Consider the following 8,560-nt stretch of genomic DNA (forward strand, 5'->3'; position numbering starts at 1 on the left):
AGACCCCCCGATCGTGGGCTTCGCCACGTATGATCGGGGGACACCGTCCGGCATGACGGATCGGAGGTTGGGGAATCAACGCCTCAGGACTTCGATCGGCATGGCGGCCCGGACTGGCGTTGGGCGAGAGGCGGGTTTCACGGGGGCGAATCCCTGCCTATCCTGAAAGGGCCGCATACCGGTCGCCCCCGCGACCGACGACGAGGAGGACTCCGTGCCGCTCTCGGAGCACGAGCAGCGCATGCTCGAGCAGATGGAGCGAGCGCTGTACGCCGAAGATCCCAAGTTCGCTACAGCGCTCGAGGGAAGCGGGCTGCGTACGTACACCCGGCGACGGGTCTACCAGGCAGTCGCAGGCTTCCTGGTGGGTATCGCGCTCCTCATGGCCGGAATGGTCGCGCAGCAGATCTGGATCAGCGTGGTGGGCTTCCTCGTGATGCTCGGCTGCGCGGTGCTGGCGGTCACCGGCTGGCGCAAGGCCCCCAAACCGGGTGAGCAGCAGACGCCCGGTGCGCCGGCCGCACGCCGGCAGCATCATCCGCGCAGGTCCATGATGAACAGGATCGAGCAGCGGTGGCAGCGCCGCCGCGACGAGCAGCAGGGCCAGTGACCCGGGTCCGCCGCCGAGTGCGGCGGACAGGGCGACGCGTCGGTTGACGCTTGCACTTACGGCTGAGGGGCGACGCGGGCGCGTCGCCCCTCACTCATGCGTGCAGTGAGTCAGCCGGCAGGTGGCTGCGTACCGGCCCGGCCGTCGAACAGCCGTCCAGCAGGCGCGTCCGCGCGGCGCCGGTCCGCGGACCGCATCGGACCCCTCCGGGCCGCCCGGGAGACGTGCCGCTGTCCAGCAGGGCGCGCCGGGGGTGGCCCGTGGCGTGCCCCGCCCCCGTGGGGGAGCGGGGCACCCGGGTCAGCCGCGCTGCCGCGTCGGGCGGCGCAGGAGCGACTGCAGCCGGTCCAGCGGGAGGCGGCGGGGCGACCAGCGGTCGGTGAGGTCCGACCAGCGCTCCGAGAACGCCCATATCACCCGAATGGACGAACGGGGCAGGAGCAGGGCCCGCAGCCGGATCCAGGTGCCCACCTGCTCGCGCAGCCCGGAGCGGATCAGCCGCGCGTCCTCGGCCAGGCCCGTGGCCGGCCTGGGGTCGGGCGCGTAGAGCACCTCCTCCACCGCACGGGCCGTCCGGTGCACCGCGGCCGCCGGCTCGTCCGTCAGCCCGCCCTCCGAGACCAGACGAGCCGCCGTCTTCCGCGGGGTCAGCGACTCGTCGGGAACGATGCCCAGGTCCCACGCGGTATCGGTGATCTCCTGCCAGACGGCGAGCGTGCCCGCCGGGTCCCGGGCCGGGGTCACCGCGCCGGTGACCGGCTCGCCGGCGGCCGCCTCCCGCGGCGGGACGGCTCCGGAGGAGCCGCCGGGCGGCACCGGCGGTGCCGCCGTCCGCAGCGCGTTGAGCCGGCGGGTGCGGGCCATGATCCGCCACAACAGCGGCAGCAGGAGCAGCAGCAGGACCGCCACCGCGCCGATGATCGTGAAGAGCACCGTGGCCCAGGGGAAGCCCTGCTCCTCCTGATCCTCGACGTCGCGCGGCGTCGCGGCCCCGCACTCGCCCAGACGCCGTTCCGGCTCGGGGCAGGCGTCGGGGGACGCGGGGGCCTGGGACGGCTGGGCGCTCGCATCGGTCTCCGGGCGCGCCGGGTCGGTCGCGCCGCCCGCCGGGGTCTCCTCCTGCGCGTACTCCGGCGTGCTGCCGCGGCTCGGCGTCGGCTCGAAGCGCGTCCAGCCGATGCCGTCGAAGTACAGCTCCGGCCAGGCGTGGGCGTCGCGCAGACCGACCGACATGGTGCCGTCGGACTGCGGGCTGCCCGGGGTGAAGCCCACCGCGACGCGCGCCGGGATGCCGAGCGTGCGCGCCATGGCCGCCATGGAGAAGGAGAAGTGGACGCAGAAGCCCTCCTTCTGCTCCAGGAAGCGGGTGATGGCCGCGGCGCCCGAGCCCGAGCGGACCTGCGTGTTGTAGGTGAACCCGCCGTCCTCGGCGAACCACTTCTGGAGCTTGGTGGCCCGCTCGAAGTCGTTCGCCGAGCCCTCGGTGATCCGGCGTGCCGTCGCGGCCACGGAGTCGGGGAGTGCGTCCGGCACGCTGGTGTACTCGCGCTTCAGCTCGGACGGCGGGGCCAGGGCCTGGGCCAGCTGCTCCCGGGTCGGGCGGACCACCAGACTGCTCACCGAGTACTGGACGCCGCCCGTGGTCTGCCCGCGGTCGCCCACCAGCGTCCGGCCCGCGGGCTCGTAGCGCCAGCGGCCGTCGATGGTCACCTTCGTCGCCGGGTACGGCATCGGCAGCCAGCTCTGCTTGTACGAGCCGGCCGCGGAGAGGTTCGTGCGGACCTCGGTGACGGCCACGGCGGGGCTCAGCCCGGACGGCTCGGGGAGCCGGTCCGGCACGTTCTCCACCTTGCGCTCCGACGAACGCCAGGACGTGCCGTCGAAGCGGTCCAGGGCGACGATCCGCAGGTACATGCCCTTGGTGTCGGGCGCGTTGGTGCGGTAGCGGAGCACCTCGCGGTTGGTCGGCTGGTTGAGGCTGCTCTGGAGCGAGACCAGCGGGTTGACGGCCGAGATGGTGCCGCCGCCGCCCGACCCCCGGCCCGGGCCGGTGCCCGTGCCGTCGAACAGCCCGCCGTCCAGGGCGGGCAGCACGGCCGGCACCACCAGAGACACGCCGAGCGCGACCACGCCGATGCGGCGGCCCGTGCGGACCGGGGCGTGCGCGGGGCCGCTCGCGTCCAGACCCGCGTTCTGCCGTCCGCGGCCGCGCGGCGCGCCGCCGAAGACCCGGCCCCACTGGGAGAGCCGGTCGCGGCCCTCGGCGAGCAGGAGCAGCAGGTAGCCGACGGCGGCCAGCACGAACCAGAGCCAGTTCGCCCCTCCGTCGGACAGGCCGGCGGCGACCGTGTAGAGCGCGAGCAGCGGCAGCCCGGCGGGGGCGGCGCTGCGGTAGGTCACCGCGAGGGCGTCGACCACGAGGCCGACCACCAGCACCCCGCCGATGATCATGAGCCGGATGCCGTCCGTCGCCGGGGCGGGGATGGCGTAGCGGCTGACGTCGTCGTACCCCGCGCCGAAGAGCTCCCCGAAACGGGCGAACGCCTCGGGGCCGGGCAGCAGCCAGAGCACGGCGGAGTCCCGGACGAACAGGACCGTCAGCGCCAGCAGCGTCACCAGTGCCTGCAGCGCGATCGTCAGCGGCCTGGCCAGCGGCACCCGCCGGGCCAGCGCACCGGCCCCGGTCTGGAGCCCCAGCAGGACCGCCGCCTGGATCATCCAGCCGGACTCGCCGACCAGGGGCAGCAGGGCCCCCGCCGCCAGCAGTGTCGCCGCGTAGGCGCACAGGGCGAGCCTCACGCGACCGCTCATGACCAACCCCCTGAGTACCCGCCGGAGCCGTCGGACATCCGGCTGCGCTCCTGGCCCGCCTGCTGCCACAGATCGCCGAGCGCCGCGCCGGGCCGCACGGGCAGCGCCGTCCAGCCCGCCTCGCGCAGCTGCCGCAGCCGTTCGTCGACCGCGCCGGACACCGCGCCGGACACCGCTCCGGGATCCGTGCGCGGAGCCTCCCAGTCCATCAGGAAGGCGACGGCCGCGCCGGTGCGCTGCCGCATCCGGGCCGCCAGCGCGGCCTGGTCCTCGTCCAGGTCGCCGAAGAAGGCGACCAGCAGTCCTTCGCCGCCGCCGCGCAGGGCGTCGTGGGCCCTGGACAGGCCCGCCCCGTCGGAGTGCTCGACGACCGCCAGGGTGTCCAGCATCAGACCGGCCGAGTCGGCCGAGTCCTGGGGGGAGCCGGCGAATCCGTCGGCCCCTTCGCCGGGCACGGACGTCCCGGTGTCGGTCAGCAGACGCACCGAGAAGCCCCGCTCCAGCAGGTGCACCAGCGCGGACGCCGCGCCGGACACCGCCCACTCGAACGCGGAGTCCGGACCGCCGCCCTGGTAGCCCGTCCGCCGGGTGTCCAGCAGGACCGTGCAGCCGGCCCGCTGCGGCTGCTCCTCGCGGCGGACCATGAGTTCGCCGAGGCGCGCGGTCGAGCGCCAGTGCACCCTGCGCAGGTCGTCGCCGTACCGGTAGGCGCGCGGAATGATGTCGTCGTCCCCGGCGAGCGCCAGGGAGCGCCGCAGCCCGTCGCCGTAGCCCGAGGCCTCGCCCGCCAGCCGCACCGGCGGCAGCGGCTCGGTCCGCGGGATGACGGTGAGCAGGTCGAAGGCGCTGAAGGAACGCGTCAGTTCGCACATCCCGAAGGGGTCGCTCAGGCGCAACTGGAGCGGCCCCAGGGGATACCGCCCGCGCAGGTCCGAGCGGACGCGGTAGGAGACCTCGCGCCGGCCGCCCGCCTCGACCCGGTCGAGCACGAACCGGGGCCTCGGGCCCAGGACGTAGGGCACGTGGTCCTGGAGCATCAGCAGGCCCGTGGGCATCCGGGAGATGTTGTCCATGCGCAGGTGGACCCGTGCCTCGGCGCCCGCGGGCACCCGCCCGGGGGACAGCCGCCGGCTGGCCGCGACCCGGTAGCGGGTGCGGTAGAGCACCACGACGCAGATCAGGGGCAGCACGGCGAGCAGCAGCCCGACCCGCAGCAGATCGCTCTGGCCGAGCACGTAGGCGCAGGCCGCGGCGGCCACACCGGCGGCGAGGAAGGAGCGTCCGCGGGTGGTGAGCCCGGACAGCGCCGCCCGCACCCCGCCCTTGTCGTCGCCCTCCGGGCCCGCGGGTGCGCTGGGCCGTCCGGCGGACATCACAGCCGCCGGGCGCCGGGCTGCTGGCCGTAGAGCGGCTGCTGTCCCGGACGGCCCGGGACGTACGCGCCGTCGGCGCTGCCGGTCGTGGGCACCGGGGTGCGCTGCACGATGTCCAGGACGACCTGCTCGGCGGTGAGCCGGTTCAGCTGGGCCTGGGCGGTGGGGAGCAGCCGGTGGGCCAGCACCTGCGCGGCGAGCCCCTGGACGTCGTCCGGCAGCGCGTACTCCCGGCCGCTGAGGGCCGCGGACGCCTTGGCGGCGCGCAGCAGGTGCAGGGTGGCCCGCGGGGAGGCGCCGAGTCTGAGGTCCGGGTGCGTACGCGTGGCGGAGACCAGGTCCACCGCGTACTTGCGGACGGACTCCGCGACATGGACGCCGCGCACGGCCTCGATCAGCTTGACGATGTCGTGCGCGTGGGCGACGGGCTGCAGGTCGTCGAGCGGGTTGACCGCGCCGTGCACGTCGAGCATCTGGAGCTCGGCGCTCGCGCTCGGGTACCCGATGGAGACGCGCGCCATGAAGCGGTCGCGCTGGGCCTCGGGCAGCGGGTAGGTGCCCTCCATCTCCACCGGGTTCTGGGTGGCCACGACCATGAAGGGGTCGGGCAGCTCGTAGCTGTGCCCGTCGATGGTGACCTGGCGCTCCTCCATCGACTCCAGCAGCGCCGACTGCGTCTTCGGCGAGGCGCGGTTGATCTCGTCGCCGATCACGATCTGCGCGAAGACGGCACCGGGCTTGAACTCGAACTCGCGCCGCTGCTGGTCGAAGATCGACACACCGGTGATGTCGGACGGCAGCAGGTCGGGCGTGAACTGGATGCGCCGCACCGAACAGTCGATGGACCGCGCCAGCGCCTTGGCCAGCATGGTCTTGCCGACGCCGGGGACATCCTCGATCAGAAGATGTCCCTCGGCGAGCAGCACGGTCAGAGAAAGCCGTACGACCTCAGGCTTGCCCTCGATCACACTCTCCACCGACCGGCGCACCCGCTCCGCCGTCGATGTCAGATCAGTGAGGCTCGCTCGATCGTCATAGGTCGTCACCGGCCCTCCTCGGCCACTTTCCTGGGCCTGCGCACCACGGACGGCGCGGCCCACCAAGAAATACGGACGCCGCCACCGGAACGTTCCGGACCGGCGTCACTTCCGCATTCTTGTTGGCGTCACCGCGTCGTGTCACTTGCCTGTGGATAACTGGGGGCGAAATGACGATTTTGATCTGATTTATCGGGTGCTCGGCCGCTCACGCAGCGGGGTCGATCTCCCGCAGCGCGCCGGACTTCACGTCGAAGACGAAGCCGCGGATGTCGTCCGTGTGCAGCAGGAACGGCGAGGTGCGCACCCGCTGCATCGACTGGCGGACGTCCTGGTCGACGTCGCGGAACGCCTCGACGGCCCACGACGGACGCTGGCCGACCTCCTCCTCCAGCTCGATCCGGAAGTCCTCGGTGATCGACTCCAGGCCGCAGCCCGTGTGGTGCACCAGGATCACGCTGCGGGTGCCGAGCGCCCGCTGGCTGATGGTGAGGGAGCGGATCACGTCGTCGGTGACGACACCGCCCGCGTTGCGGATGGTGTGGCAGTCGCCCAGCTCCAGACCGAGGGCGGCGTGCAGGTCGAGCCGGGCGTCCATGCAGGCCACCACGGCCACCTGGAGGACGGGCCGGGCGTCCATGCCCGGGTCCGTGAAGGCGGCGGCGTAGCGGGCGTTGGCCTCGACGAGGCGGTCGGTCACGGTGCCGGCCCCGGGGACGGAAGCGGCGGCGGGGGCGTTCGCAGAAGTCGACATGGCACGAAGGTAACCGTCACAAGGCGGTCAGGCCTGTAGTGAGAGCGGACAAAGAACATCAACGCGATGTGTTTGTGAGGTAACCCACAGGCCCTGGAGCGCAGCCCGCGACGCGCTGCCCGGTTGATTGACCGACCGCACCTGTGGACTAAAGTGACGCGGAGTTCCGGGACGTCACCAGCGCATTCGGCGACACCCCTGACGGAACCCCGCATCGCGCATTCCGCTCCACCTCCCGCAGTTCCCGCTCCACCGCATTTCCCGCATACCCGCGTGCGCGGCGTAACGCACGGCCCGGCCCTGCTTCGCCCGCCGGACCTGAGAGGGCGCATGAGCCAGACCCGACACGTCCCGGTGATGCTCCAGCGGTGCCTGGACCTGTTGGCCCCCGCCCTCCAGCGGCCCGGCGCCCCCGCCGGCGAGGGGCCGGTCGTCGTGGACTGCACCCTGGGTCTCGGCGGACACAGCGAGGCCCTGCTGACCCGCTTCCCCGAGGCCAGTCTCATCGCCCTGGACCGGGACACGGAGGCCCTGCGGCTGTCCGGCGAGCGCCTCGCCCCCTTCGGCGACCGCGCCACCCTGGTGCACGCCGTCTACGACGAACTCCCCGACGTGCTCGCCCGGCTCGGCGTGCCGAAGGTCGACGGCGTCCTCTTCGACCTCGGCGTCTCCTCCATGCAACTCGACGAGGCGGACCGCGGGTTCGCCTACGCGCAGGACGCACCGCTGGACATGCGGATGGACCAGACGACGGGCGTCAGCGCGGCCGAGGTCCTCAACACCTACCCGCCGGGCGAACTGGTGCGCATCCTGCGGGCCTACGGCGAGGAGAAGCAGGCCAAGCGGATCGTCTCCGCGATCGTGCGCGAGCGCGATCGGGAGCCCTTCGCCCACAGCGCCCGGCTCGTCGAGCTGATCCGCGACGCGCTGCCGCAGGCCGCCAAGCGGACCGGCGGCAATCCGGCCAAGCGCACCTTCCAGGCCCTGCGCATCGAGGTCAACGGCGAGCTGACCGTCCTGGAGCGCGCCGTCCCGGCCGCGGTGGCGGCCCTCGGCGTCGGCGGGCGCATCGCCGTCCTGTCGTACCACTCGCTGGAGGACCGGCTGGTCAAGCAGGTGTTCGCGGCGGGCGCCGCGAACACCGCCCCGCCCGGTCTGCCGGTGGTCCCGGAGGAGTACCAGCCCCGGCTGAAGCTGCTCACCCGCGGCGCCGAACTGCCCACCGAGGAAGAGGTGGCCGAGAACCGCCGGGCCGCACCCGCGCGTCTGAGGGCAGCGGAACGCATCCGCGAGGACGTGGCCTAGGCGCACACGGGCGGACGGGCGGCGCGGGCGGCACGGAGCGATGCGGAGGACACGGTGAGCACAGCGGCCAGGGAGCTGAGAGGACGGGCCGCGCGGCTGGCCCGGCTGATGCCGTCCGGGCCCAGCAGCGCCGCACGCACCCCGTTCGTGCTGCTGGTCGTGCTGCTGCTGTCCGGCGGCCTGATCACCCTGCTGCTGCTCAACTCCTCGCTCAGCCAGGGCTCCTTCCGGCTCAGCGAGCTCAAGAAGCAGACCACCGAGCTGACCGACCAGGAACAGGCCCTCCAGCGCGACGTCGACAGCCGCTCGGCCCCCGACGCCCTGGAACGCCGGGCCCGCGAACTCGGGATGGTCCCCGGCGGGAGTCCGGCCTTCCTCGGCCCCGACGGCACTGTCCGGGGCGTCCCGGGGCGGGCCACCGCCCAGCCCGCGCCCACGCCCTCGGCCGGACCCTCGCCCGACGAGGAACCGGCCGGGCAGCCCGCCGCCCCGGCCACGCCCTCCGTGTCCGCCCCGGGACGCCCCGGACAGTGCCGTCGGGGCCGAGGAAGGCCGGACTCCCGCCGGGGACCATCCCGAGTTCGCGGGCCCGGCGTTCCAGGGCGTCGGGGGCCGAGCGGCTGTCGACGTCGCGCTGGAGGGCCTGTTCCTGGTCGGTCAGCTCGGTGGT

7 protein-coding genes are annotated in these 8,560 nt (G+C 73.6%); 3 read left to right on the top strand and 4 right to left on the bottom strand.

Going from position 1 to position 8,560, the window contains the following annotated elements:
• Positions 1 to 214 precede the first annotated feature (214 nt).
• Positions 215 to 610: a DUF3040 domain-containing protein gene (locus tag EAO77_RS23495; RefSeq protein ID WP_147990282.1), complete on the top strand. Its 396-nt coding sequence runs from the start codon at positions 215 to 217 to the stop codon at positions 608 to 610.
• Between the two features lie 300 nt (positions 611 to 910).
• Here the strand turns inward: EAO77_RS23495 and EAO77_RS23500 are convergent, their stop codons facing one another.
• The 4 genes from EAO77_RS23500 to EAO77_RS23515 form a co-directional block, all read right to left on the bottom strand.
• On the bottom strand, positions 911 to 3,421 hold the full coding sequence (locus EAO77_RS23500) for a transglutaminaseTgpA domain-containing protein (RefSeq protein WP_147990283.1): 2,511 nt from the start codon (positions 3,419 to 3,421) through the stop codon (positions 911 to 913).
• The gene (locus tag EAO77_RS23505) at positions 3,418 to 4,794 is read right to left on the bottom strand and encodes a DUF58 domain-containing protein (RefSeq protein ID WP_147990284.1); all 1,377 of its coding nucleotides are present in this window, start codon (positions 4,792 to 4,794) and stop codon (positions 3,418 to 3,420) included. Before EAO77_RS23505 ends, EAO77_RS23500 begins: the two co-directional genes overlap by 4 nt.
• A complete protein-coding gene (locus EAO77_RS23510) occupies positions 4,794 to 5,840 on the bottom strand; it encodes an AAA family ATPase (protein ID WP_147990285.1) in 1,047 nt (348 codons plus the stop codon). Before EAO77_RS23510 ends, EAO77_RS23505 begins: the two co-directional genes overlap by 1 nt.
• Before the next feature lie 199 nt (positions 5,841 to 6,039).
• Positions 6,040 to 6,585 carry a beta-class carbonic anhydrase gene (locus EAO77_RS23515; protein ID WP_147990286.1) on the bottom strand — a complete coding sequence of 182 codons (546 nt, stop codon included), beginning with the start codon at positions 6,583 to 6,585 and terminating at the stop codon, positions 6,040 to 6,042.
• A gap of 330 nt (positions 6,586 to 6,915) precedes the next feature.
• Here EAO77_RS23515 and rsmH point away from each other — a divergent pair, with 330 nt between their 5' ends.
• Together rsmH and EAO77_RS41440 are read left to right on the top strand one after the other, a co-directional pair.
• Entirely contained in the window at positions 6,916 to 7,890 is a 975-nt protein-coding gene (gene rsmH, locus EAO77_RS23520; RefSeq protein WP_147990287.1) for a 16S rRNA (cytosine(1402)-N(4))-methyltransferase RsmH, read from the top strand.
• A 108-nt stretch (positions 7,891 to 7,998) separates the two neighbouring features.
• Positions 7,999 to 8,560, top strand: a 562-nt coding sequence (locus tag EAO77_RS41440) for a septum formation initiator family protein (RefSeq protein WP_410088721.1), incomplete at its 3' end; no start/stop codon positions are given.

Source organism: Streptomyces sp. T39 (assembly GCF_008042045.1).
GTDB lineage: Bacteria > Actinomycetota > Actinomycetes > Streptomycetales > Streptomycetaceae > Streptomyces.